We start from the raw sequence: 23547 nt of genomic DNA on the forward strand, positions 1-23547 counted from the left end.
TCCTCCATGTTGTATTTGATTGTTCATTCTTGTTATCGCAGCAGCTCGCGGGCGATCACCACGCGCTGGATCTGATTGGTGCCTTCAAAGATCTGGGTCAGCTTGGCGTCGCGCATCATGCGTTCGACCGGGTAATCCATGGTGTAGCCGTAGCCGCCGAAGATCTGGACGGCGTCGGTGGTGACCTTCATGGCGGTGTCGCTGCCGATGCACTTCGCCATGCTGGCGAGCAGGTTCAATCGCTTCCAGTCGCCTTCATCGCCGGCACGCGCGCATTCGTAGACGAGCGCGCGCGCCGCCTCGATCTGCATGGCCATGTCCGCAAGCATGAACTGCACGCCCTGGAATTCCGAGATCGATCGCTTGAACTGCTTGCGTTCCTTCGCATAGGCGATGCAGGCGTCGAGCGCGCCCTGCGCCAATCCCACAGATTGGGCGCCGATGGTCGGGCGGTTGAGATCGAGTGCGCGCATTGACGCGCGAAAACCCTTGCCTTCCTCGCCGACGAGATTCTCGGCGGGAACCCGCACATTGTCGAAGAAGATCGGCGTATTCGGAGCGCCGTGAAAGCCCAGCTTTCGCTCGTGTCGCCCGAACGAGATGCCCAGCATCTGCTTCGGTTCAACGATGAAGGCGCTGATGCCGTCCGCGCCTGAGCTGTCGCTCGTCCTCGCCATCACCACGATGTAGTCGGCGACGACGCCGTAGCTGCACCACTGCTTGCGGCCGTTGAGGATATAGCAGTCGCCGTCCTTCCTGGCGCGGGTGTTGAGCGCGGAGACGTCCGAGCCGGCCTGCGGTTCGGAGATCGCGATCGCGGTCACGACGCCGCCCTTGGCGATGATCGGCAGGTATTTCTTGCGTTGCTCCTCGGAGCCGAAATGGAGCAGCGGCATGATGAACATGGTATTGAGGGCTGCGATCGAGGCACAGGCGGGCGAGACCTTCGAGATTTCTTCGCGCGCGATGCAGGCCATCGTCAGGTTGCCGTTCGGTCCGCCATACTGTTCCGGCACCCAAAGCTGCATCAGCCCCATCTCGCCGAACAGCTTCACGATCTCGAGCGGGAAACGATCAGACTCGTCGATCTCGGCGGCGATCGGCGCCACGTGTCTGGCGACCATTTTTCGGATGTTGTCGCGGAACGCGATCTGCTCCTCGGTGAAGCTCATGGGTTTCCCGCCTGCTTTTTTGTGAGGAAGCTCCAGAAAGGGGCTTCCATTGAATGGGTGATCCATTTAATAATTCACCCGATGAACACCAAGTCAAGCCCTCGTAACTCGGTCCGACCGCGGTTGGCGTCGCCCAGCCGGCGGGAACGTGCCCCCGATCACCGTGCAGCCGGGTCGCCGGCTGCATTGCAATTCCGGCCGATCCACACCCGTCGCGCGTTCGAGGAAATCTGCGAGCGTATTCGCGAGCAATTGGCGCTCGGTGTGCTCAAGCCCGGGGACAAGCTTCCCGCCGAACGCGACCTGGCGCAGCAACTCGGCGTGAGCCGCAATGTCCTGCGCGAGGCGCTGCGAAGCCTCGAGATGGCGGGCGTGCTGCGGCTGCAGAAGGGCGTCAAAGGAGGAGCCTTCATCCGCGAGGGCGATACCAGCCGCATGAACGACGTCATGCGAGACATGCTGAGCCTTGGCACGATTTCAGTGCGCGAATTGTCGGAAGCACGCGTCCATGTACTTGATCTCGTCGTACGGCTGGCGTGTGCGAATGCGCGGGCGGTCGATCTCGACGCGCTTGAGGCGAATGTGGAGCGCACCGAACTTGCCACGCGCGAAGGCCGGCTGCTCGACCGGGTCGAGTGCTCGCGGGAGTTCTACAAGCTGCTGGCCGCGGCGACCGGAAACAAGGTGATCGCCATGATCATGGATTCGGTCACGGAGATTCACATGCGCTTCGTCTATGCCAAGGTGGCGTCGAGCGGCGTCGCGATGGCCCGGCTCGCCGAGAAGCGCCGGCGGTTTGTGGCCGCGCTGCGCGAGCGCAATGTCTCGTCCGCCACGCGCCTGATGCGCACGCATCTCGAATCCGTGCAGCGGATGCTGGAGCAGGATCCCGGCGCCATGTCACTCCAAGTCGCCTTGGCGGAGGTCCAGCCTGGTATCCGCCGTTGAGCGGCGGCATGTGACGACCAGCCTCGCCTGAACAAGAGTATAAACGGAGGAAAATGTGTCCAGATACGCCAATTACGAGTGCCTGAAGATCGAGGTTGCGGACAAGGTGGCGACCGTGACCTTGAACCGCCCGCAGGCGCGCAATGCGATCAATCAAAAGCTGATCCGCGAACTGCGGACGATCTGGGATGACCTCGCCGATGATCACGCCGTCAATGTCGTGGTGCTGACCGGCGCCGGCGATTTCTTCAGCGTCGGTGGCGACGTGAAGGCGATGTCCGAGCGGCCAGGCGGCGACGTCCTCGAAGAGGGCGAGGTCCATGATCCCATGATCAGCCGGCGCGGGGTCACCCGCCAGCTTGAGCTCGACAAGCCGATCATCGCCGCCATCAACGGCGATGCCATCGGCCTTGCGGCGACTCACGCGCTCCTGTGCGACATAACGGTCATGGCCGATGACGCGCGGATCGGCGACACGCACGTGTCGCGTGTCGGCCTGGTCGCGGGCGACGGCGGCACCGTGATCTGGCCGCTGCTCGTTGGGATCAACAAGGCCAAGGAATTCCTGATCCGCGGCACGCTCCTGAGCGGCAAGGAGGCCGAGAGGATCGGGCTGGTCAACCATGTGGCGCCGCGCGCGGAGGTGCTGGCCAGGGCCCGCGATATCGCCGTGGAGCTTGCGAACGGCCCGACCTGGGCCATTCGCTGGACCAAGCTGTCGATCAACCAGATCGTCAAGGATCGCGTCAACTTGCTGCTCGAAGCCTCTATGGCCCTGGAGCAGGTGACGTTTGAGACGGCCGACCACAAGGAAGCGACCATGTCGTTCAAGGAAAAGCGCAAGCCGAAATTCGGCCAGGCGTAGCGCGGCCATGAGCGCGACCGAGCGCCCAACTGACGACACCAGGAAGATGCTGGCGGATTCCCTGCGCGGGTTTCTCGGCCAGCATTGGCGCGTCGACACCGTGAAGCGTGGCCCGTGTCCGCAAGAGATCGCAGCGATCTGGAGCAAGCTCGTGGGTCAGGGCGTTGCGTCGCTTGGCAGCGATCCCGACATGGGAGGGTTGCGCGAGATCCTGGTGGTGATGGCGGAGCTGGGCCGCGCCGCGTGCCCGGCGCCGATGTGGTCGGCGACTCTCGCCAATTTCGCGCTCGCGGGAGCAATGTCCGAGGCTTCGGTTGGTTTGCTAAGGCGCCTACATGCGGGCACCGCGCGCATCGCGTTTTCGTTTGGGGCATTTGATCCGGACCGCGCGGCGGGCAGCATCGAGGTCACGAACGTTAAGGCAAGCGGACTGCTGCGGTTTGTCGAGGCGGCGGGAAGCTGTACGCATCTGCTTGTGCCGATCAGTCCATCGGCGCTTGCGCTTGTTGCGATGGATGGCCCGGGTGTCGGCGTTGAACCAACCCGTGCGATGGGCGCCTGGAGCCTTCACCAGGTTCGGCTGAACGCTGCGCCGGCTGAAATCATCGAAGTCGAATTCCTTGCCGTCCATGACCTATTGCGCAAGGCCAAGCTGGCGCTGATGGCGCGGGCGCACGGTGCCGCCCGGCGCGCGTTCGAACTGGCGGTCGACTATGCAAAGGAGCGCCGGCAATTCGGGCGGCCGATCGGACAGTTCCAGGCGATCCAGCACAAGCTGGCCAATTGCTTCATCCTGCTCGAAGGCGTGCGCCTGATCCTCGACCATGCAGGGGAACTGCATGATCGTGGCGATCGTCATTGGCCGTATTTCGCCGATTGCGCCGCATCTTTTTCCGCCGAGGCGCTGCGGCGTGTTTCGCTCGAGACCCAGCATACATTCGGCGCCATCGGCTATGCTGAGGAGCACGAGGCGCCATTGCACTTCAAGCGCGTGCATCTCGATACGATCGCGCTCGGCGGCGCGGCGCATGCGAGGCTCGGCATAGGCTCTTTCCTGCTAGATGACGGTGGTGCGGAACTGCCGCAATACGATCTTGGTCCGGCCGGCAATGCGCTGCGCGAGCAGGTCCGGCAATGGTTGGAGGAGAATTGGTCGAGCGAGCGCAAGGCCGCCTTCGACGCGCAGCCATTTGCCAAGCGCGAGTTCGATGTCGAGTTCGCGCTTGATGTCGGCAAGACCGGCTGGATCGGGTTGGGATGGCCGAGCAAATTCGGCGGGCAGGGGCGCTCGCCGCTGGAGCAGATCGCCCTCATCGAGACGATGGAGCGGGACGAAGCGCCGCGGATTGGAGCTGCGATCCAAGCCAACGCGCTGATGATGTTCGGCACGCCGGAGCAGCAGCAGAAATATCTGCCGGAGATTCTCCGCGGCGAAGCCATGCACGGCATGGGCTACAGCGAACCCCAGGCAGGCTCCGATCTCGCCGCGCTGCGCACCGGCGCGGAGCGTGATGGCGATCAGTGGGTCATCAACGGCCAGAAGATCTGGACCACGACGTGGTGGGGCAAATACATGTTCCTGGCTGCGCGCACGGACAGGGACGCCAAGCCGCCGCATGCGGGCATCAGCATGTTCATCGTGCCGATGAATACGCCGGGCATCTCCATTCATCCGGCGACGACCATGTATGACGGCTCCTTTGCCAATATCTTCTACGACAACGTCCGTATTCCGCTTGACAACCTCGTCGGTGAGGTCGATGGCGGCTGGAAGGTGCTGACCGGGGCGCTCGCTTTCGAGCGCGGTCTGGTCGGCGGCGGCATCGTCCTGAAGGTCGCCCACGCCTTCGAACAATTGCGCCGGCATATCATGGCGGCAGAAGCCGACAGGCCGCCGCTCGCCAATGACCCGATCGTCCGCGACAGAATGGCCGTACTCGCGTCTAAAATCGAGGTCGGCCGTCAGTTGATGATGCATTGCGCGGAATTGGCGGCCGATGGCATCACCCCGCCGGAATATGGCGCGATCAGCAAGGTGTTTTCCAGCGAGCTGATGGAGCGCTTCGGCGAAACCGCGCTCGACATTCTAGGCCAGCGCGCCGCGCTTTCCGAGCAGATGCCTGATGCAATCGACAATGGCCGCTTCGAGCAGAACCTGCGTCATTCGCTGATGTGGGTGATCAGCATTGGAACCAACGAAATTCAGCGCAGCCTGATTGCGCAGCGGGCGCTTGGGTTGCCGAGATAGATAGGGAGTGATCGCATGCCGCAGCCAGACGTCGCGACGGCGCCCCTCAATGGCGTCAGGGTGCTCGATTTCTCGATCATGCTGGCTGGTCCCTATTGTGCGCGGCTGCTCGCGGATGTCGGCGCGGAAGTGATCAAGATCGAGCCGCCGGAGGGCGACGACATGCGGCTGCGCGCACCCCTGCGCGACGGCCACAGCGCCTATTTCGGCCAGCTCAATGCCGGAAAGCGGAGCCTGGCACTCGACCTGAAGAACAGCGAAGCGATCAGCCTCGTCCACAGGCTGGTCGAGCAGACCGATATCGTCGTGGAAAATTTCCGTCCCGGCGTCATGGATCGGCTGGGACTTGGCTATGAGGCGCTGCGCGAGATCAATCCGCGCTTGATCTATTGCTCGATCTCCGGCTATGGCCAGTCTGGTCCGGCGGCGGAGCGTGCGGCCTATGCCATGATCGTTCACGCCGAAAGCGGGTTCGACCGTGCGCTGATGCGATATGCGGGCGATCGCGACCGTCCCGCAGCGGGTGCCGTGTTCGTGGCCGATCTGTTGGGAGGCATCTTCGGCTATTCGGCGATCCAGACTGCGCTCGTGCAGCGATCGCGCACCGGAGTGGGGCAACGGATCGACGTCGCGCTGATGGATTGCATGCTGAACCTGCTCGTCTACGAGCTGCAGGAGGCGCAGTTCCCGGTGCATGCGCCGCGGCCGACCTATGGTCCGGTGCGGGCCAGCGATGGTGATATCCTGATCGCGCCGGTGACATCGCGCAATTTCGCCGCCCTTTGCGAGGTGACGGGAGACCGCGCCTTGGCCGAGGATGCCCGCTTCAACACTGTGCCGGCGCGTGGCGCGAACTGGGGCGCAATGATGCAGCAGATCGAGAGGTGGACCGAGCTCCACACGGTGCGAGAATGCATCGCGGCGCTCGATCGCGCCGGCGTTCCCTGCGCCGAATATCGCGATCCCGGCGCGGCGCTGACCGACCCGCATCTTTCGCAGCGCGGCGCCTTTGCGACGATTGCGGATGGTGCAGGCGAATTTTTCGGGGTCAATCCGCCTTGGAGGATGTCGGGAGCGGACTGCTCGATGCGGCGCGAGGTGTCGGCGGTCGGCGCGCACCGCGACGAGGTGCTGTCACGGGCGCTGGGATTGTCATCCGCGGAAATCGCCAGCCTGGCGGACGTAGGAGCGTTCGGAAAATAGTTCGCCCGCGTCAGCAATACTGCAGAAGAATTCAATCCTCGGATGATCCGGAAGAGCCCGATGGCGTCGCCTTTGCGATCGCCAGCATGCATTTCAGAAAATGCGCGCGATCTTCCTTGCGCAACGGTGCCAGCATCAGGTCCTGCAGTTCAGCAGCAGCGGGAACGACGCTGAAGAGCGCCGTCTCTCCCTTGGCGGTGATCTGAACCTGCACGGATCTCCGGTCTTCCGCATTGCTCTTCTTCGAGATCAGCTTTCGCGCCGTCATTCTCTTGAGCATTTCGCTCAGCGTATTCCGGTCGCAACTGATGTGTTCCGCGAGGATCGACGGCGTGAGCGGGCCTCGTTGATACAGCGCCATGAGTACGCCGAACTGTCGGGGGGTGATGTCACTCTGGCGCGTCACCTTCTGATAGAGGACGTCGTAGCGGGCTTCGAGCAGCCGAAGAAGAAAGCCGATGCCGCCTTCGAGCTGCCAATTGCGCGCGAGCTCCGCGGCCAAATCCGTCTTGATTGCCTTGTCGGCTGACATGCCGTTGTCGACCTGCGCTGTAGTCCATCTGACCCCAAATCGGCATAGCCGTTAGCAGCTTGGTGTTCCGTCCTCAACCCTTGGGCTGGGTGCCGAGAGCAGGCCCGATCCGAAACGCCGGTCCCAAAGGCCACATCGGCCCTTGCAAGATGAGAATCGATATAGTACGTATACGTAACAAATGTAGACGCGAACGGATCAAGGTTCGCGCAGGGAGGGTGGTTTTGGATCTGCGCCAGTTTTTGTCGATCCCGTATCTCCTTGAGGCTGAAGCCGTCGAAACCGAGCCAGGCAAGTGGCTGTTGCGGCTCGCTTATCCGGAGCTTCCGGGCTGCATCGCCGAAGGGTTTGTCGTCGAAGACACGCTCAGAGAGCTCGAACGACGACGGATCGAACAGATCGTGAGCCTGGTGGAGGCGGGCAGTGAGCCTCCCGTTCCCCGAAAGCCGCTTGCCGCATCCGATCCGCTCTGGACCGCCCGTGATCTGGGCGTGTCACCCCGCATCGCTGCACTCCTCGAACGCGCGGCCAAATAACGCCACGGGACGAATCGTTGAATTGAACGGAGGAAGCTCATGCTGTCGCGCGAAGACAATGAAAGGCTGGTGAGAGTCGGAAAGGGCACTCCCCTTGGCGAGCTGTTCCGGCTGTATTGGATTCCGTTTCTGCCGTCCGCCGATCTGGTGAAGGACGGTCAGCCGAAGCGCATCCGGCTCTTGGGCGAAGATCTGGTCGCCTTCCGCGACACCGAGGGTCGCGTCGGCCTGGTCGATCATGCCTGTCCGCATCGCGGCGCGCCGCTGATGTTCGGCCGCAATGAAGATTGCGGATTGCGGTGCGTCTATCACGGCTGGAAGTTCGATGTGACAGGGGCGGCAACGGACATGCCGGCCGAGCCGGTTCGCAGCCGGCTGAAAGAGCGCGTGCGGATCAAGGCCTATCCCTGTCAGGAGCGGAACGGAATGCTTTGGACCTATATGGGTCCAGATGCTGCGAATCCTCCGCCGCTTCCGAACGTGGAGTGGAATCTGGTGCCGGCGGACCAGGTGCACATCTCGGTGCGGGTCCAGGAATGCAACTGGCTGCAGGCGGTCGAAGGCGAGATCGATTCCGCTCATGCGCCGTTGCTTCATGGCCGGCTCGATTCACAGGGCACCACCAGCGCGTGGATTCAGAAGCGCGATCTCCGTCCGATGTTCGAATGCATCAAGCAGGATTTCGGGATGAGCATCGCCGCCCGCCGGAACTACGACGCCAACACGTTGTACTGGCGCGTCAATCAGTTCGTGATGCCGTTCTATACGCTCGTTCCACCGCTGTCTCCGTTTCCGGATCTGAGCGGTCATGCCTGGGTGCCGATTGATGACGAGAACACGCTCTGCATCATGTTCTCGTATCATCCCTCGGAGCCATTGCTGCCGAAGACCCGTCAGATTTTTGCGGAGGGGCACAACGGCCGGGAGAGCGGGCACGTCAGTCGCCATGCGCTGGTCCAGCACCCCGTCACCGTTCCCTACGCCGGATACTGGACCAAATACAATCCGCAGAACGGCTTCCAGTTCGACTACGAGGCGCAGCAGACGACCTGGTTCTCGGGGCTGCCCGGGCTGTGGGTGCAGGACGGCGCTTGTCAAAGCGGTGTTTCGCCGATCTACGACCGCACCAAGGAGAACCTCTGCTCCAGCGACACCGGCATTGCGATGACGCGGCGCTTCCTGCTCGAAGCGCTCGGCGCCTATCGCGATCATGGCACCAAGCCAAAGGGCGTGACCGATCCGGATGTGTTCATGGTGCGCGCGGTGTCCCTGCAACTTCCGCCAGAGGACTCCTGGGCGGATGTCGGCGCGCCGTTCATGCGGGCGAAGTTGGGCGCCGATTTCGGATACAAGCTGTGAGCGCGTCCGCTCTCGCGAAGATCGACGATCGGGCATGGGAGGAGCCGGCGCTCGATGGCGCTGCCTCCATCGCCTCCGGAGGACAATCGAAGCCGATGGCCGAGAACATGATGCAAGTCCGCGTCAAACGGATCAGCTACGAGGCCGAGCGCATCAATTCATACGCATTCGTCGCTCCAGGCGGCGGCGATCTCATTGCGTTCACGGCCGGCTCCCACATCGATCTCCATCTCGCCAACGGAATGATCCGCAGCTATTCGCTCGTCAACGATTCTCGAGAGCGACATCGCTATGTCGTTGCCGTCAACAAGGACGCCGCAAGTCGAGGCGGCTCCAGTTTCATCCATGACACTGTGCGGGCGGGAGACATCATCACGATCTCGCACCCGAGGAACAACTTCGTCCTTGAGGAGAATGCGAAGCATTCGGTGCTGATCGCAGGCGGAATCGGAATCACGCCGCTGCTGTCGATGATCCGCCGGCTCCAGACACTCGGTCGCTCCTGGGAGTTGTTCTATGCAGCAAGGACGCGTTCCGCTGCGGCATTCATCGATGAACTGCATGCGCTGCGACCCGACATTCATCGAAACCTTCACGTGAATTTCGACCAGGAGCCGGCGGGGTGCATGCTCGACCTCGCCGAGATCGTCAAAAACGCGCCGGCGGACGCGCATCTGTATTGCTGCGGCCCGGTGTCGATGCTCGAGGCGTTCGAAGCGGCAACAGCTGACAGGCCAGCCGGCCAGGTTCATGTCGAATACTTCAAGGCGAAGGAAAAGCCGGCCGTCGAGGGCGGGTTCGAGGTCAGGCTCGCGCGGAGCGGACTAACGATCACTGTTCAGTCGGGACAGACGATCCTGCAGGCGCTGCTGGATGCGGGAATAACGGCGAACTATGCCTGTTCTGAAGGTGTCTGCGGCACCTGCGAGACCCGCGTCATCGAGGGGATTCCGGATCACCGCGATCAGTTTCTCAGCAACGAGGAGCGAGCGGCAAACAAGACAATCATGATCTGCTGCTCCGGCTCCAAATCATCGACGCTCGTCCTGGATCTTTGAGCGTACGTTACGACAATCAGAAATTGGTACATGACATGAGAAGCCTGCCGTATTCCCTGGGACTGTCCCTCCTCCTCGCGCTCTGCGTTTCCTGGAGCGCGTCGGCGCAGACGCCGCGGTCGATGAAGATCGGCGTCCTCAACGATGCCTCCGGTCCTTACTCCGACAACGCCGGCCCAGGATCGGTGACGGCTGCGAAAATGGCTGCCGAGGATTTCATGAAGCAGCATCCCGACTTCAAGGTCGAGATCGTTTCGGCGGATCACCAGAACAAGGCCGACGTCGGCGCCGGTATCGCTCGGCGATGGATCGATCAGGACAAGGTGGACGCGGTTGCCGACGTGCCGAACTCGGCCGTGGGCCTCGCCGTGAACGAGGTCGTCCGCGGCACCAGGGCGGCGCTGATCGCGTCAAGCGCCGCTTCGTCCGATCTTACCGGACAATATTGTTCGCCCAACACGATCCAGTGGACCTTCGACAGTTGGGCCGCCGCGCACACCATCGGCGACTACCTTGTGCATCACGGCGGCAAGAAATGGTATTTCATCGCGACCGACAATGCGCTTGGCAAATCCATGGTTCGCGATGGAACGTCGGTGATCAAGTCGAGCGGCGGCACCGTCGTCGGCTCCGTCAATGTTCCCATCGACAACGCCGATTATGCGTCCTTCATTCTGCAGGCGGATGGCTCCGGCGCCGAGGTGATCTCCTTCGCCACCGCCAGTGGCGACACGATCAATCTGATCAAGCAGTCGTCGGAGTTCGGGCTGAAGCAGAACGGGCGTACCTTCGCGGCGCTGCTCACCACGACGAATGACGTCGAGTCGAGCGGCCTTTCGGTGGCGCAGGGGCTCATCATCACCCAGCCGTTCTATTGGGATCTGAACGATGCCAGTCGGGCCTGGTCGGCCCGGTTCGGCGAACGGCAGCACGGGCATTCGCCCACCGCATTCCACGCCGGCGTCTACTCGTCCATACGCGCCTATTTGAATGCAGCTCTGGCCGCAGGAACGAATGACGCCCAGGCGATCATCCAGGAGATGAAGCGCGAGCCGATCGACGACGATCTGTTCGGGCCCGTCGTCGTCCGTCCGGACGGGCGCGCCATCCACAACATGTACATCTTCCGCGTCAAATCGCCCACAGCATCGAAGAGCAAATGGGATCTCCTGGAGCAGGTCGGCGTGCTCACCGGGCCCGAAGCGTTTCGGCCGCTCGATGAAGGCGGATGTTCGCTGCTCCAGCAGGCAAGGAACAACTGACGGACCATCTGCAGCGGCCGCGGGCATTCACGGAAGGCGGCGCCGATCTCGGATATCTGAACGACAAACCGATAGGGGTGAAAGATGCTGGATCAGCTGGAAGCGGAATTTCCGGAACATGCGCCTCGTCGCTCCGATGCGCCAAAAGCGCTGGATGGAATTCGGGTGATCGATTTCTCGCACTTCATCGCCGGTCCCCTCGCCACGATGATTCTCGCCGACATGGGCGCGGAGGTCATCAAGATCGAGGCGCCGGAGAAGGGCGACGATCTTCGCCGTTATCCGCCCTTGCATCCCGATCTCAGGCACGGCGCTCCGTTTCTCTGGACCAACCGCAACAAGCGCAGCGTCGCGGTCGACCTGAAGTCGGCGGAAGGCCTCAAGGTTGTGCGTGAACTGATTGCCACGGCGGACGTCGTCGTCGAGAATTTCTCGACCGGCGTGATGAAGCGACTGGGCCTCGACTACGACAATTGCCGCAGAATCAAACCTGACATCATCTATTGTTCGGTGTCGGCCTATGGCCGGGACGGCGCCTTTGCCGATCGGCTCGGTTTCGATCCGATCGCGCAGGTCGAGAGCGGGTTCGTGTCCATGAACGGCTATGCCGATCGCGAAGGCGTGCGCGCCTTGTCGCCGGTCATGGATATCTCTACGGCGATGATGGCCTCCAATGCGATCCTCGGCGCGGTGGTCGCGCGCCAGCGCAGCGGTGTCGGGCAAGCCATCGAGGTGTCCCTGTTCGACACCGCGGTGCTGATGACGGGTTACGCCACGCTGCAACATCTGTTCAGCGGCGCTGATACACAGCGGCACGGCAACACGTCTCCCGATACCTGCCCGTCGGGCGTGTTCCAGGCGCAAGACCGCTCCTTCTATATCAACTGCGGCAACGACAAGATCTTTCAGCGGCTGATGGCGCAGGTGATCGGCCGCGCCGACATGGCCACGGCCGAAATCTACGCGACCGGCCCCGAACGCATCCGCCGGCGCGACGAATTGTTCGCGATCCTTGGTGAAGCGTTCGCGCAGCAGCCATGGTCGTACTGGCAATCGCGGATGCGGGCGGCGGGCGTGCCCTGCGGGCAGGTGCGCAGCATCGGCGAGGCCATTCGTTCTCCGGAAGCGCGGGAGCGTGCGATCGTGACACGCATCCCGCATCCCACGGTCGGATGGGTGCCGAATGTGAGCCTGCCGATCCGATATTCTGAAACCCCGGTCGTGGATCCCGTCGTTGCGCCGGCCGTGGGCCAGCACACGGAGGAAGTTCTGCGCGAGGTGCTCGGCTACGACGACGCGCGGCTGGCACGCCTTGCGGAAGAGGGCGGGCTTGGCGCTCGTCGCCAGCCGGCGTCGGCGGACAAGCAGGCATGAGCGGGCGGAGCGATCGTACGCTCAGGGGCCGCGTTGCCGTCATCGGGATCGGCGAGACCGAGTATTATCGGCACGGCGCCTCGCCGGACGCGGAATTCAAGCTCGCGCTGAAGGCGATCTTCGCCGCCTGCAATGATGCCAGGCTCGATCCGCGCGACATCGACGGCTTCGCCTCGTACAGCGACGACCGCAGCGATGCGTCGCGGCTTGCCGCCGCGCTCGGCACGCATAGGCTGCGCACTGCGACGATGCAGTGGGGCGGAGGCGGTGGAGGGTGCTGCGCGGCGGTGGCGAATGCGGCGGCTTCGATCGTGGCCGGTCTCGCCGATTGCGTGGTCGTGTTCCGATCGCTGGCGCAGGGCCAGTACGGCCGCTTCGGGCAGACCACGGGCATCGATAACATCTCGGGCGAGAAAGCCTACCTGATGCCGTATGGCGTGCTCGCGCCGCCGCAGCGCTTCGCCATGCGGGTGCGCCGCTTTATGCATGACCATGGCGTGCGGCAGGAAGCCCTTCGCGCGATTGCGCTGGCGTCCTATCACCATGCGCAGGCGAACCCGCGCGCGGTCATGCATGGCAAGCCGCTTGATCCGGCGAAATACGATGCTTCGCGCTGGATCGTGGAGCCCTTTCATCTCTACGATTGCTGCATGGAGAATGACGGTGCGGCGGCGCTCGTGCTCGTGCCCGAGGAGCGCGCGAAGGACTTCCGCCAGAAGCCGGTCTACGTGCTCGGTGCAGCCGTCGGATCGGGGCATCGCACGGGTGCGATTCCGCACAATTCGCCGCTCTATGCCAGTGCCAGCTTCGATACGGTGGCGCTCGACCTTTACCGGATGGCTGGCCTCGGCCCATCCGATATCGGCGTGGTCCAGAGCTACGAGAACTTCACCGGCGGGGTCGTGATGGCATTGGCGGAGCATGGCTTCTTCAGGCCGGAGGAGGCGAACGACTTTTTCACCCTCGAGAACCTGATCGCGCCCTCCGGCCGGCTGCCGCTCAACACCAGCGGCGGCAATCTCGCCGAATGCTACATGCATGGTTTCGGGCTTGTGCTTGAGGCCGTGCGCCAGGTGCGCGGCACATCGTCAAACCAGGTCGCACGGAATGATGTGGCAATGGTCATCGGTGGCCCGATGGTGACGCCGGTCAGCAATCTTCTTCTCGGCTCGAGTGCAACGTTATGAGCAGCAGCGCAAGCGCGACCTATCTTCCGAAAGGCCTGCCGATTCCGGTGGCCGAGCCCGATGGCTTGTCGGCGCCTTACTGGGCAGGCTTGCGGCAAAACCGGCTTCTGGTGCAGCGCTGCAGCCATTGCCAAACCTGGCAATTCGGACCGGAATGGATTTGTCATCGCTGCCACGCCTTCGATCCCGAGTGGGTCGAGGTCGAGCCGCGCGGCCGTATCTTCAGTTGGGAGCGTGTGTGGCATCCTTCGCATGCGGCGCTCAACCAGCATGGTCCGTACCTCGTCGTGCTCGTGGAGATTCCGCAGGCCGGCGGCGTCCGCATGGTGGGCAACGTGCTAGGTGATCCCCTGCAGGAAGTCTTGATCGGAGCGGATGTTAAAGGCGTGTTCGAGCATCATCCGGATTCCGATCCGCCATACTCGTTGCTGCAGTGGCACGTGGTCGATGCGGTCAGGTCGTAATTGATGTGTCTGCGGATCGCCATCGCCAACGGAGTCGAATAAAGTTCCTCTGATTACGACGACTGTGGTCCCGCCGCACGATAGGAGTGTCATCGCTGACGTTCCTCAGTCGCGACTGAAGAAGATGCTGACGCCCGAACAAATGACCTTCGTCGGATCGGCGCGTCCGGATCACGTCGCAGCGCAATATCCTTAGGCGCTTTATAAATATATATATCTTGATCCAAAAAATACTTCGTGTCTTAATTCGCGCTAAGGGTGCGCAGCATCCAAAAAATATCAGGGAGGAAGACGATGTCGCACGCGCGGCCACGCGATGCGTGGGGTTGTCTGTTGTCGTTAGCGTTGGGGGTGGGTGCAGCCACCATCGTCACACCGGCGCACGCAGAGAATGGCATTACTGACACTGAAATTGTGATCGGCATCTCGGCCGCATTGTCCGGCCCGAATGCGGGTTACGGCGCGATCGCCCGCGGCACGGAAGCGTGCTTCAATTACCTCAATGCTGAGCAAGGCGGCGTCAAGTTCGGCGACGGCAAGACGCGCAAGATTCGGCTTGAGATCTTGGATGATGCGATGGAGCCCGCGCGTGCGGTGCAGAACGCGCGTCGGCTGGTGAGCCAGTCCAAGGTGTTCGCGGTCGTCGGCAATGTCGGCACCGGCGCCAATCTTGGATCGCGGCCGTACTATAATGCCGAGCATGTGCCGCAGATGTTCATCGCAACGGGCGGCCCGATGTTCGGCGCAAAGTCCGAGGTCGAAAAGAACCCTTGGACCATGGCCGCGTGGCTCGCCTATAACACCGAAGCCGCCATCTACGCGGCGTTCATCAAGCAGAAATTCCCGGACGCCAAGATCGCGCTGCTCAACGATGACAGCGGCGGTCCGTTCTTTGCCGATGCGTTCCTGAAGTCGGCCAAGGAGCTTGGCCTCAACATCGTCGCTCGCGAAGAACACACCTATAGCGAACCGACGATCAACGCGAAGATCAGCCGACTTGCCGCTTCGGGCGCCGATCTGTTCGTCGACGCCACCACGCCAAAATTCGTCGTGCAGGCTCTCAAGCAGATGGCGGCGATCAACTGGAGGCCGGTGCACATCATCTGGGGTGTCGGATCGAGCATCGGTGGCGTGTTCGAGCCGGCCGGCGTCGAGACCGCCAAGGGCGTCTACAGCGGCCAGTGGATGAAGGACCAGACCAACCCGGCCTATGCCAACGACGAAGACATGAAGCTCTACATCGCCAAGCTCAAGCAATATGGCGGCTCGCTCAATCCCGCCGACCAAAACGCGGCGGCCGGCTGGTACGCCTGCCACGCGACCAAGGGGCTGTTCGAGCGGATGGAGCAGCCGACCCGCGAGGCCTTCATGAAGGCAGCCCGCAGCATGAAGAACCAGAAGGAGCCGCTGATGCTCGACGGCATCACGCTGAACACCAATGGTGCCGAAGACGGCTACCCGATCGAGTCCGTGCAGATATCCCAGTTCGACGGCGTGAAGTTCGTGCCGGTCGGTCCTGTCCTCAATTACGAGGGTAAGACGCCGCTCTACGAGCCACCAGCCAAGTCGCAATGACACGTCGTAACGAGGAGACAACGTCCATGACCAACAACACATTCAAGACCATCGGATTCATCGGGCTGGGCGCCATGGGCAGCCAGATGGTGAAGCATCTGAAGGGGATTGCGGACATTCTCGTCTACGATACCGATGCGGCCCGTGCGGCCGAGGCCGCAAAGGCAAGCGGCGGCCGGATCGTCGACGGTGTGAGCGGCATGAGCTCGGCTGATGCAGTGATCCTCATGCTGCCGACAAGCGCGATCGTCGACCAGGTGCTGCACGGCGCCGATGGCGGCAAGGGCCTGCTCGATTATCTGCCCGCCGGCTCCATGGTGATCGACATGAGCTCGTCCGCGCCGACCAATTCGGTCGCGAACGCGGAGATCGCCGCCAAGAAGGGAATCCGCTTCATTGACGCGCCGGTCTCCGGCGGCGTCAAAGGGGCGGAGGCCGCAAGCCTGGCGATCATGGTCGGAGGTGCGCAGGCTGATTTCGATCGGGCGCTTCCGGTGCTGCAGAAGATGGGCGCCAAGGTCTTCCTGGTCGGCAAGGTCGGGTCGGGCCATGCGGTCAAAGCGCTGAACAACTTGCTCGCCGCCACGGCCTTCGCCGCCACCAGCGAAGTCTTCGCGGTCGGCGCCAAGTTCGGCCTTGATCCGACGACGATGCTCAAAGCGATCGATGCGTCGTCCGGCCAGAGCTTTCAGACCACCCATGTCTGGCAGAAGGCGGTCATCGACCGCACCTTCCAGTTCGGCTTCGCACTCGCTTTGATGGAGAAGGATGTCCGCGTGGCAATGTCGCTGTTCGACGCGATGGGATCCGATGCCCAGCTCTCGCGCACGGTGGCCGCGATCTGGACCAAGGCGCTGGCGAGCGCGGCGCCCGGCTCGGACATGACAGTCGTCGCCAAACAGGCTGAAGCTGCACTCGGCCTGTAACGCCCGGGATTGTCGAGGCAACTCTCTTTAGCCCTCACCGTGGGGACGAAGATCACATGAACGGCTCAACGGCTCATCTGTCCCCGCGGAAGGCGCCGGCTGCGACGGCGCCGCCGAAGCTGGCGGTGGACAATCTGTCGCTCAGGTTCGGCGGCCTCGTTGCGATCAATGCGCTATCGTTCCAGGTCGGGCGGGACGTCATCTGCGGCCTGATCGGCCCCAATGGCGCCGGCAAGACCAGTTTGTTCAACTGCGTCAGCCGGCTCTACGATCCGACGGACGGCAGGATCACCTTCGACGGGACTGACATCACACGCTATCGGTCCAAGGACATCGCGAAACTCGGCATCGCTCGCACCTTCCAGAATCTGGCGCTGATGAAATCGCTAACGGTTCTGCAGAATGTGATGCTCGGAGGCTATCACCACGGTCGCACCTCGCTCTTGCGCGCGCCGTTCGTGCCGGTGTCGCTTCGGTCCGAAGAAGCCGCCCAGCGCCGCGCGGCGATGGAGTTGCTGGCGCGCCTGCAGCTTGATCACCTGCACGATGAACGCATCGACAGCTTGCCTTATCCGACGCTCAAGCGGGTCGAGCTTGCCCGCGCGCTGGCGTCTCGTCCCTCGCTCTTGATGCTCGACGAGCCGGCCGGCGGGCTGTCGCACTCGGAGGTCGATGAACTCGCCCACACGCTGGTCCGGGTGCGCGACGAATTCAGCCTGACCTTGCTGCTGGTCGAGCATCACATGGGCATGGTGATGAGCGTCTCGAACGACATCATCGTGTTGGACTTCGGCAACAAGATCGCCGAAGGCAAGCCGGCCGACGTCAAGGCAGACCCCCGCGTCATCCAGGCCTATTTGGGGAAACAGCGTGAGCGTTCTCGAGATCAAGGGCATTAGCGCCGGCTACGGGCGCATTCCGGTGCTGCACGACGTTTCGCTCGCGGTCGGCGAAAGGAGTATCGCCGTGCTGCTCGGCGCCAACGGTGCAGGCAAAACGACGACGCTGCGCGCCGTCAGCGGTATGGTCAAATATACCGGGCAGATCTTGCTGGATGGCAAGGACCTGAAGGGGCTAGGCCCCGACCGGATCGCGCGCCTGGGCATCGCCCACGGCGTGCAGGGACGCGGCACCTTCAGCGACCTGACCGTCGAGGACAATCTGGCGGTCGGCGCCTTCCGTCGCCGCGACAAGGCTGAGATCGCAGCCGACATCGACCAGATGTACACCCTGTTTCCTCGCTTGCGCGAGCGCCGCAAGCAGAAGGCTGGCAGCCTCAGCGGCGGCGAGCAGCAGATGCTGGCCGTCGGCCGGGCGCTGATGCTCAAGCCGCGGGTAATGCTGCTCGACGAGCCGTCGCTCGGGCTCGCGCCGGTCATCATCGATGACCTCTACGAGGCGTTGCAACGCGTCAACCGATTGCAAGGCATCGCGATGCTGATCGTCGAGCAGAACGCCAATCTGGCTTTGGAGATTGCCAATGACGCCTACGTGCTTGAGACCGGCTCGATGGTGCTGTCGGGCACGGCCCGAGACGTGTCCAAGAACGACGGCGTCCGCGCTGCCTATCTTGGTAACTGATTATCCGCGACCGGTCTTGGCGCATGCAGGCTACTCCAATAACTGAACAGAGAAGCTGACGATGCAGTACTTCTTTCAGCAGATCGTCAACGGCATCGGGGATGGCGCGATCTACGCGTCGCTGGGCCTTGCCCTGGTGCTGATCTACCGAACGACGAACATCGCCAATTTCGCCCAAGGCGAGATGGCGACATTCTCCGCCTATCTCGCCTGGCAGATGGTCGATTGGGGCGTGCCGCTGTGGTGGTCGTTTCTCATCGCAATCATCCTGTCGATGGTGGTCGGCGTGCTGGCCTACTTGCTGCTGGTCCGGTGGGTTCAGCACCGGGATGAATTGACGATCGTGATCGTGACGCTCGGCCTGTTCCTGGCTTTCAACAGCTTCGACGGCGCGATCTGGGGATTTCTGCAGCTCTCATTGCCGAGCCCGTTCCCCGAGAAGAGCTTCGCCATTGGCGCGTTTCGGTTCAATGCCGAACTGCTGGGCACGATCGCGCTTCTGATTGCGATCTCGACCTGCATGTTCCTGCTGTTGCAGCATACGCGGCTCGGCACCGCGCTCCGCGCCTCGGCCTCCAACGCCACCTCCGCGATGCTGGTGGGCGTCCCGTTCACGGCAATGATGGCGATCGGATGGGGACTGGCAGCCGGGCTCGGGGCGGTCTCGGGCCTCTTGGTCGGACCGAAGCTGACGCTCGATCCCAACATGATGGGCGCCATCATCATCTACGCATTCGCGGCGGCCGTGGTCGGCGGATTGACGAGCTATCGCGGCGCGGTTGTTGGCGGCGCCATCGTCGGCATCTCGCAGGCACTATCAATGGCTTATCTTCCCTGGCTCGGTTCCGATCTGCAGATCCTGCTGCCGCTGATGCTGATCGTAGCTGTGCTGATCATCAAGCCTGAAGGTCTGTTCGGCAGCACCGTGGTGGTACGCGTATGAGCAGCATCGGAATTCCCGCCATGCAATCGGTCCGGCATGGCGAGGTGGTCGTCACAAAGATCGGCGTCGGCTTCGTGTTGGCAGTGATCCTGCTCGGCATGCCGCTCGTGATCCCCGAGTATCAGACATTCCAACTGACCGGCGTGATGACCTATGCCGTGGCGGCGCTGGGCCTCAACCTGATCACCGGCTATGTCGGTCAGGTCTCGCTCGGCCACAATGCCTTCTTTGCTTTGGGGTCGTATGCCGCCGTGCTTAGCGTCGCGTATCTGGGCGTCAACGATGTCCTGGCGGTCCTGATTTCGGCAGTTGTCACATTCATCGCCGGCGTGCTGGCGGGTTATCCGGCCAAACGGCTGCGGGGACTGTATCTGGCCTTGATCACGCTGATCCTCGCCGTATCCGTCGTCCCGCTGGTCAAGCAGTTCAAGGCCTATACCGGCGGCGCGGCCGGCCTGATGGTCGACAAGCCGGTGCCGCCGGCATGGTTCACGCTGGGCCAGGACGCATGGATCTATTACATGGTGCTGGCGTTCACCGTCGTTGTCTTCTGGCTGGTCAGGAACTTCGTCGGCGGCAGTAATGGCCGGGCGCTGGCCGGCATCCGCGAAGGCGAACTCGCCGCGTCGTCGATGGGCGTAGATGTCAACAGACTCAAGGTGATCGTGTTCGGGGCCGGTTCGATGCTGGCGGGCGTTGGTGGCGCACTTGCGACTTTTACGATCGGTTTCATTGGCCCGGACTCGTTCACGCTGATGCTGTCGATCAGCTTCCTGGCGGCGATCGTCGTGGGCGGGCTCGGAACGATCTGGGGAGCTTTGGTCGCCGGCCTGTTCCTGCAGTTCGTGCCGTCCTATGCCTCGGATCTCGGTCAGGCGTTCTCCGGTGCGGTCTATGGTGGTATCCTGATTGCATGCATGACCTTGATGCCGAATGGGATCGTCGGCTCACTAATGAAGATCATCGGCAATCGGCGCGAGGCCAGGAAAGCTGCCGATAGAACTGCTCCGAAAAGCGCCGAGAGAACGGCCGTGAAAGCCGCTGCCGACAGGGGCGTACGTGCCACCTGATCGCTCTGCCGGCTGCTCATGAAGGATGCGGCTCGGCCGGTGGTCGCTATAACGATGGAAGGAAAGACCATGACTGTACAAGTGCAAATCAATGGAAGGCTGAAGGCATCCGTGAGCGAGGCGGACAGCTCCGTGCGCCTTGGACCGACGCTTCAACTGTTGAATGGCGAATGGGTCGGCAGCGTCGATGGTCGCACGCTGGCGGTCGAATGCCCCGCCACCAAGAAGACGATTGCCCACACCCCGCGCGCGTCCGGGCAGGATGTCGAACGCGCGGTGATCGCTGCGGAAAAGGCCTTCGTGAGCTGGAAGAAGGTGACGCCGTCTCTGCGCGGCAGGGCGCTGCTCAAGATCGCCGACGAGCTTGAAGTCCGCGTTGAAGAGTTGGCCCGCATCATCGCCCACGAAACCGGCAATGCGCTGCGTACCCAGGCGCGTCCGGAGGCGCTGACCTGCGTGGAGGTCTTCCGCTACTTTGGCGGTCTGGCAAGCGAACTGAAGGGCGATACGCTGCCGCTGGGCGATGACATATTGAGCTACACGAGGCGTGAGCCGCTCGGCGTTGTTGGCGCGATCGTGCCCTGGAACGCGCCGGCGACATTGTCGTCGATCAAGATCGCGCCGGCCGTGTGCGCCGGCAACACGCTGGTGCTCAAGCTGGCCGAAGACGCGCCGTTCGCCGCCTTGTTCATTGCCGAAATCTGCAATCGGCATCTGCCGCCAGGCGTGTTGAATATCGTGACCGGCCTTGGTCCAGAATGCGGCGCAGCGCTCGCCACCCATCCGCGCATCAGCAAGGTGTCGTTCACCGGCTCGACCGCGGTCGGCCGCAGCATCCTGGCTGGCGCGGCGGACCGCATCGTGCCGGTATCGCTCGAGCTTGGCGGCAAAAGTCCAGCTATCGTTTGCGAAGATGCCGACGAGGATTGGGTCGTCCAGGGCGTTGCATCCGCGATGCGCTTCACGCGGCAAAGCCAGTCATGCACCGCCGGATCGCGCCTGTTCTTGCACCGGTCGATCTACGACAAGTTTCTCGACAAGCTGGTCGCGCTGATGAACGGCTACAAGATCGGTAATCCTCTCGACGAAGCCACCGACATGGGGAGTCTGATCAACAATAAGCAATATGGTCGGGTCTGCGGTTACATTGAAGACGGCATCAAGAACAAGGACGTCAAGCTGATCGCCGGCGGCCTGCCACCGAAGGAGGGCCCCTTGAGCGCCGGCTATTTCACCATACCGACGCTGTTCGCCAGCACGTCGAACAACTGGCGTCTCGCGCAGGAGGAAATCTTCGGCCCGGTGCTGGTGGCGATCCCATGGAGCGACGAGGTCGAGGTGCTGAAGATGGCCAATGACAGCCACTACGGCTTGGCCGGCTATGTGTTCTCACGCAACACGTCGCGCGCCATCCGCATGGCCCATGAGATCGATTCCGGCTGGGTCCAGGTCAACCAGGGCAAGGGCCAGATCATGGGCCAGCCCTATGGCGGGTTCAAGCAGAGCGGGCTCGGCAAGGAAATGTCGCTGGGTTCGATGCTCGAGGGCTTTTCGCGGCTGAAGACCGTAACTGTCAACTTGACGCTCTGATCGGCTTGCCTGGATTGGGGGAAACCGGGTACCGGTTTCCCGTCGATGATGGAACGCGCTTTGCGTGGAGATCATGCATGGCGGCAGACTGAAGCGCGATCGCTATTCGAACTGAAGCTATTTCCTTTTACGTCGGGGACCGAAACGTGTCGACCATGGCCCGGACGATCGCCTTCCGAAGTTGCCCAGGACCCATGTAGTGACCGAAATGAAGGTGAGCGACCGCATTTACAGTGTTGTCGAAAGGCAGATCAGCCAGCGCGAGTTGCTGCCTGGGGATCCGGTCGACGAAGAAAACCTGATGAGCCAGTTCGGCGTGTCGCGTACGCCGGTGCGCGAGGCCATTCTGCGCCTCAAGGCCGAGGGGCTGGTGTCCAGTATCTCCCGCGGCGGCGCCATCGTCTCGAAGATGGACTTCGCGCAGCTCCTGTCGGTGTGGGAGTTGTTGGCGGAGCTCGAAGGCCTATCGGCCCGCTACGCCTGCGAACGCATGACTAGCAAGGAGCGCGAGGCCTTGGCTGACGCCCATAAGGCGTCCCGCAGCGTTGTCGAACGTAACGACGCGCTCGGCTGGCAGCAGGCCAACATGGCGTTTCATGAGGTGCTGTACGCGGGATCCCGCAATCCGTATCTCCGTCAGGAGATCCTGCGGATGCGCACGCGAACCAGCGCCTATCGCAATCATTCGTTCGATGCGATGGGCTACATCAGTAAAGCTTATCAATATCATGGCCTGATCCTCCAGGCCATTCTCGAACAGGATCCATCCGCCGCCGCTAAGGCGGCTACGGCGCACCTGACGCCCGGCGAGGGAGCGCCTGGCGTGATGGAAATCATGCATAAGCTTCCGAAGGCTCTGCTAGGATGAGCCACTGGCCGCCTGCTGAGAACAGGCTAGCCGATTTCAGACCCGGACTCGATCCGGCATGGTGGGATCGCCGCTTTCCGCCTCGGCGAACCCCGCCTGCAGAACCTCCTCGCGCTTGTGACGGAGATGGGTGCGCAAGATATGGGAGAGGCCGACGCCGTCGCGACGCTGCAGCGCGTTGAGGATCGCTTCGTGCTCATGAAGCGCTAAGGCCCAGCGGTCGGATGTCATCGGCGTGACATAGCGCGCGCGCCGAATACGCGCCGTGACCGAATTGTACAGACCGATGAGCACGGGATTGCCGGCCGCCGCAACGATCGCCTCGTGAATGGCCCGGTTGCAGCGGTAGTACTGAATCAGATCGCCGTTACGATAATGATGTGCCATCGCGGCATGCGCAGCGGCAATCTCACCTATTTCTTCCTCAGTGATGCGCTCACACGCAAGCTCGCCGGCCAGGGCTTCGAGCCCTTGGCAGACCTCGAACAGGTCACGCATGTCCTTGTCGGTAAGCCTGGCTGCGCGGGAGCCGCGGTTTGGCAGCAACTGCACAAGGCCTTCGGCCGCCAGCACTTTGAGGGCTTCGCGCAGCGGCGTGCGCGAGATCTGCAGCCTTTCGCATAGATCGCGCTCGGGAATCCGAGCGCCAGGCGGTATTTCGCCGTCGAGCAGGATCGCGCGAATGCGGCTGACGACCTCCTCATGCAGCATTTCGTCGAGCCTCCAATTTTGAATTCAAAATAGAAGAATATCTACAGGATGGCGGCGGTTCCAGCTTGATAAACC

At 62.5% G+C, this 23547-nt stretch carries 22 protein-coding genes; 19 read left to right on the plus strand and 3 right to left on the minus strand.

The window, feature by feature from the left end; genetic code table 11:
• Positions 1–32: 32 nt before the first annotated feature.
• Positions 33–1172 (minus strand): acyl-CoA dehydrogenase family protein, encoded by a 1140-nt coding sequence (locus tag OZ411_RS12905; protein WP_282528240.1) that lies wholly within the window; start codon positions 1170–1172, stop codon positions 33–35.
• A 21-nt stretch (positions 1173–1193) separates the two neighbouring features.
• On the opposite strand from OZ411_RS12905, the gene OZ411_RS12910 reads away from it, so the two are divergent.
• From OZ411_RS12910 to OZ411_RS12925, 4 genes are read left to right on the plus strand one after another with little or no spacing between them, the layout of a single operon-like run.
• Positions 1194–2120 (plus strand): GntR family transcriptional regulator, encoded by a 927-nt coding sequence (locus tag OZ411_RS12910; RefSeq protein ID WP_282528241.1) that lies wholly within the window; start codon positions 1194–1196, stop codon positions 2118–2120.
• Positions 2121–2175: 55 nt separating this feature from the next.
• Positions 2176–2985 carry an enoyl-CoA hydratase-related protein gene (locus tag OZ411_RS12915; protein WP_282528242.1) on the plus strand — a complete coding sequence of 270 codons (810 nt, stop codon included), beginning with the start codon at positions 2176–2178 and terminating at the stop codon, positions 2983–2985.
• Positions 2986–2992: 7 nt separating this feature from the next.
• Entirely contained in the window at positions 2993–5233 is a 2241-nt protein-coding gene (locus tag OZ411_RS12920; RefSeq protein WP_282528243.1) for an acyl-CoA dehydrogenase, read from the plus strand.
• A 15-nt stretch (positions 5234–5248) separates the two neighbouring features.
• Entirely contained in the window at positions 5249–6436 is a 1188-nt protein-coding gene (locus OZ411_RS12925) for a CoA transferase (protein WP_282528244.1), read from the plus strand.
• A gap of 31 nt (positions 6437–6467) precedes the next feature.
• On the opposite strand, the gene OZ411_RS12930 is transcribed toward OZ411_RS12925, so the two are convergent.
• Positions 6468–6968 carry a MarR family winged helix-turn-helix transcriptional regulator gene (locus tag OZ411_RS12930; protein ID WP_282528245.1) on the minus strand — a complete coding sequence of 167 codons (501 nt, stop codon included), beginning with the start codon at positions 6966–6968 and terminating at the stop codon, positions 6468–6470.
• A gap of 224 nt (positions 6969–7192) precedes the next feature.
• Between OZ411_RS12930 and OZ411_RS12935 the strand changes: the two genes are divergently transcribed.
• The 15 genes from OZ411_RS12935 (at position 7193) to OZ411_RS13005 (ending at position 22761) form a co-directional block, all read left to right on the plus strand.
• On the plus strand, positions 7193–7504 hold the full coding sequence (locus tag OZ411_RS12935; protein WP_282528246.1) for a hypothetical protein: 312 nt from the start codon (positions 7193–7195) through the stop codon (positions 7502–7504).
• 39 nt (positions 7505–7543) lie between these two features.
• Positions 7544–8863 (plus strand): Rieske 2Fe-2S domain-containing protein, encoded by a 1320-nt coding sequence (locus OZ411_RS12940; RefSeq protein ID WP_282528247.1) that lies wholly within the window; start codon positions 7544–7546, stop codon positions 8861–8863.
• Complete coding sequence (locus tag OZ411_RS12945; RefSeq protein ID WP_282528248.1) at positions 8860–9921, plus strand: PDR/VanB family oxidoreductase; 1062 nt, start codon at positions 8860–8862, stop codon at positions 9919–9921. The genes OZ411_RS12940 and OZ411_RS12945 overlap by 4 nt, the downstream gene beginning before the upstream one ends.
• A 35-nt stretch (positions 9922–9956) precedes the next feature.
• On the plus strand, positions 9957–11183 hold the full coding sequence (locus OZ411_RS12950; protein WP_282528249.1) for an ABC transporter substrate-binding protein: 1227 nt from the start codon (positions 9957–9959) through the stop codon (positions 11181–11183).
• Between the two features lie 84 nt (positions 11184–11267).
• Positions 11268–12557, plus strand: coding sequence for a CoA transferase (locus tag OZ411_RS12955; RefSeq protein ID WP_282528250.1), 1290 nt, complete (start codon positions 11268–11270; stop codon positions 12555–12557).
• Positions 12554–13744 (plus strand): acetyl-CoA acetyltransferase, encoded by a 1191-nt coding sequence (locus OZ411_RS12960; protein WP_282528251.1) that lies wholly within the window; start codon positions 12554–12556, stop codon positions 13742–13744. Before OZ411_RS12955 ends, OZ411_RS12960 begins: the two co-directional genes overlap by 4 nt.
• The gene (locus OZ411_RS12965; RefSeq protein WP_282528252.1) at positions 13741–14208 is read left to right on the plus strand and encodes an OB-fold domain-containing protein; all 468 of its coding nucleotides are present in this window, start codon (positions 13741–13743) and stop codon (positions 14206–14208) included. Before OZ411_RS12960 ends, OZ411_RS12965 begins: the two co-directional genes overlap by 4 nt.
• A 333-nt stretch (positions 14209–14541) precedes the next feature.
• On the plus strand, positions 14542–15783 hold the full coding sequence (locus tag OZ411_RS12970; protein WP_282528253.1) for an ABC transporter substrate-binding protein: 1242 nt from the start codon (positions 14542–14544) through the stop codon (positions 15781–15783).
• A 26-nt stretch (positions 15784–15809) separates the two neighbouring features.
• Positions 15810–16709: an NAD(P)-dependent oxidoreductase gene (locus OZ411_RS12975; protein ID WP_282528254.1), complete on the plus strand. Its 900-nt coding sequence runs from the start codon at positions 15810–15812 to the stop codon at positions 16707–16709.
• Positions 16710–16765: 56 nt separating this feature from the next.
• Positions 16766–17608 (plus strand): ABC transporter ATP-binding protein, encoded by an 843-nt coding sequence (locus OZ411_RS12980; protein WP_282528255.1) that lies wholly within the window; start codon positions 16766–16768, stop codon positions 17606–17608.
• Positions 17580–18290: an ABC transporter ATP-binding protein gene (locus OZ411_RS12985; RefSeq protein ID WP_282528256.1), complete on the plus strand. Its 711-nt coding sequence runs from the start codon at positions 17580–17582 to the stop codon at positions 18288–18290. Before OZ411_RS12980 ends, OZ411_RS12985 begins: the two co-directional genes overlap by 29 nt.
• Before the next feature lie 61 nt (positions 18291–18351).
• A complete protein-coding gene (locus tag OZ411_RS12990) occupies positions 18352–19233 on the plus strand; it encodes a branched-chain amino acid ABC transporter permease (RefSeq protein WP_130580654.1) in 882 nt (293 codons plus the stop codon).
• Positions 19230–20303, plus strand: coding sequence for a branched-chain amino acid ABC transporter permease (locus OZ411_RS12995; protein WP_282528257.1), 1074 nt, complete (start codon positions 19230–19232; stop codon positions 20301–20303). Before OZ411_RS12990 ends, OZ411_RS12995 begins: the two co-directional genes overlap by 4 nt.
• A gap of 69 nt (positions 20304–20372) precedes the next feature.
• On the plus strand, positions 20373–21893 hold the full coding sequence (locus OZ411_RS13000; protein WP_282528258.1) for an aldehyde dehydrogenase family protein: 1521 nt from the start codon (positions 20373–20375) through the stop codon (positions 21891–21893).
• Between the two features lie 208 nt (positions 21894–22101).
• Positions 22102–22761, plus strand: coding sequence for a GntR family transcriptional regulator (locus OZ411_RS13005; RefSeq protein ID WP_130580668.1), 660 nt, complete (start codon positions 22102–22104; stop codon positions 22759–22761).
• 36 nt (positions 22762–22797) lie between these two features.
• Here OZ411_RS13005 and OZ411_RS13010 read toward each other — a convergent pair whose 3' ends face one another.
• A complete protein-coding gene (locus OZ411_RS13010) occupies positions 22798–23472 on the minus strand; it encodes a GntR family transcriptional regulator (protein ID WP_130580657.1) in 675 nt (224 codons plus the stop codon).
• Positions 23473–23547: the final 75 nt, after the last annotated feature.

The sequence above is a fragment of the Bradyrhizobium sp. Arg237L genome, from assembly GCF_029990105.1.
Taxonomy (GTDB): Bacteria; Pseudomonadota; Alphaproteobacteria; order Rhizobiales; family Xanthobacteraceae; genus Bradyrhizobium.

Coding starts and splice junctions, on each gene's coding strand:
- OZ411_RS12905 (WP_282528240.1), bottom strand. CDS start 1,172: ATGAGCTTCACCGAGGAGCAGATCGCGTTCCGCGACAACATCCGAAAA.
- OZ411_RS12920 (WP_282528243.1), top strand. CDS start 2,993: ATGAGCGCGACCGAGCGCCCAACTGACGACACCAGGAAGATGCTGGCG.
- OZ411_RS12925 (WP_282528244.1), top strand. CDS start 5,249: ATGCCGCAGCCAGACGTCGCGACGGCGCCCCTCAATGGCGTCAGGGTG.
- OZ411_RS12930 (WP_282528245.1), bottom strand. CDS start 6,968: ATGTCAGCCGACAAGGCAATCAAGACGGATTTGGCCGCGGAGCTCGCG.
- OZ411_RS12940 (WP_282528247.1), top strand. CDS start 7,544: ATGCTGTCGCGCGAAGACAATGAAAGGCTGGTGAGAGTCGGAAAGGGC.
- OZ411_RS12950 (WP_282528249.1), top strand. CDS start 9,957: ATGAGAAGCCTGCCGTATTCCCTGGGACTGTCCCTCCTCCTCGCGCTC.
- OZ411_RS12955 (WP_282528250.1), top strand. CDS start 11,268: ATGCTGGATCAGCTGGAAGCGGAATTTCCGGAACATGCGCCTCGTCGC.
- OZ411_RS12960 (WP_282528251.1), top strand. CDS start 12,554: ATGAGCGGGCGGAGCGATCGTACGCTCAGGGGCCGCGTTGCCGTCATC.
- OZ411_RS12965 (WP_282528252.1), top strand. CDS start 13,741: ATGAGCAGCAGCGCAAGCGCGACCTATCTTCCGAAAGGCCTGCCGATT.
- OZ411_RS12975 (WP_282528254.1), top strand. CDS start 15,810: ATGACCAACAACACATTCAAGACCATCGGATTCATCGGGCTGGGCGCC.
- OZ411_RS12980 (WP_282528255.1), top strand. CDS start 16,766: ATGAACGGCTCAACGGCTCATCTGTCCCCGCGGAAGGCGCCGGCTGCG.
- OZ411_RS12990 (WP_130580654.1), top strand. CDS start 18,352: ATGCAGTACTTCTTTCAGCAGATCGTCAACGGCATCGGGGATGGCGCG.
- OZ411_RS12995 (WP_282528257.1), top strand. CDS start 19,230: ATGAGCAGCATCGGAATTCCCGCCATGCAATCGGTCCGGCATGGCGAG.
- OZ411_RS13000 (WP_282528258.1), top strand. CDS start 20,373: ATGACTGTACAAGTGCAAATCAATGGAAGGCTGAAGGCATCCGTGAGC.
- OZ411_RS13005 (WP_130580668.1), top strand. CDS start 22,102: ATGAAGGTGAGCGACCGCATTTACAGTGTTGTCGAAAGGCAGATCAGC.
- OZ411_RS13010 (WP_130580657.1), bottom strand. CDS start 23,472: ATGCTGCATGAGGAGGTCGTCAGCCGCATTCGCGCGATCCTGCTCGAC.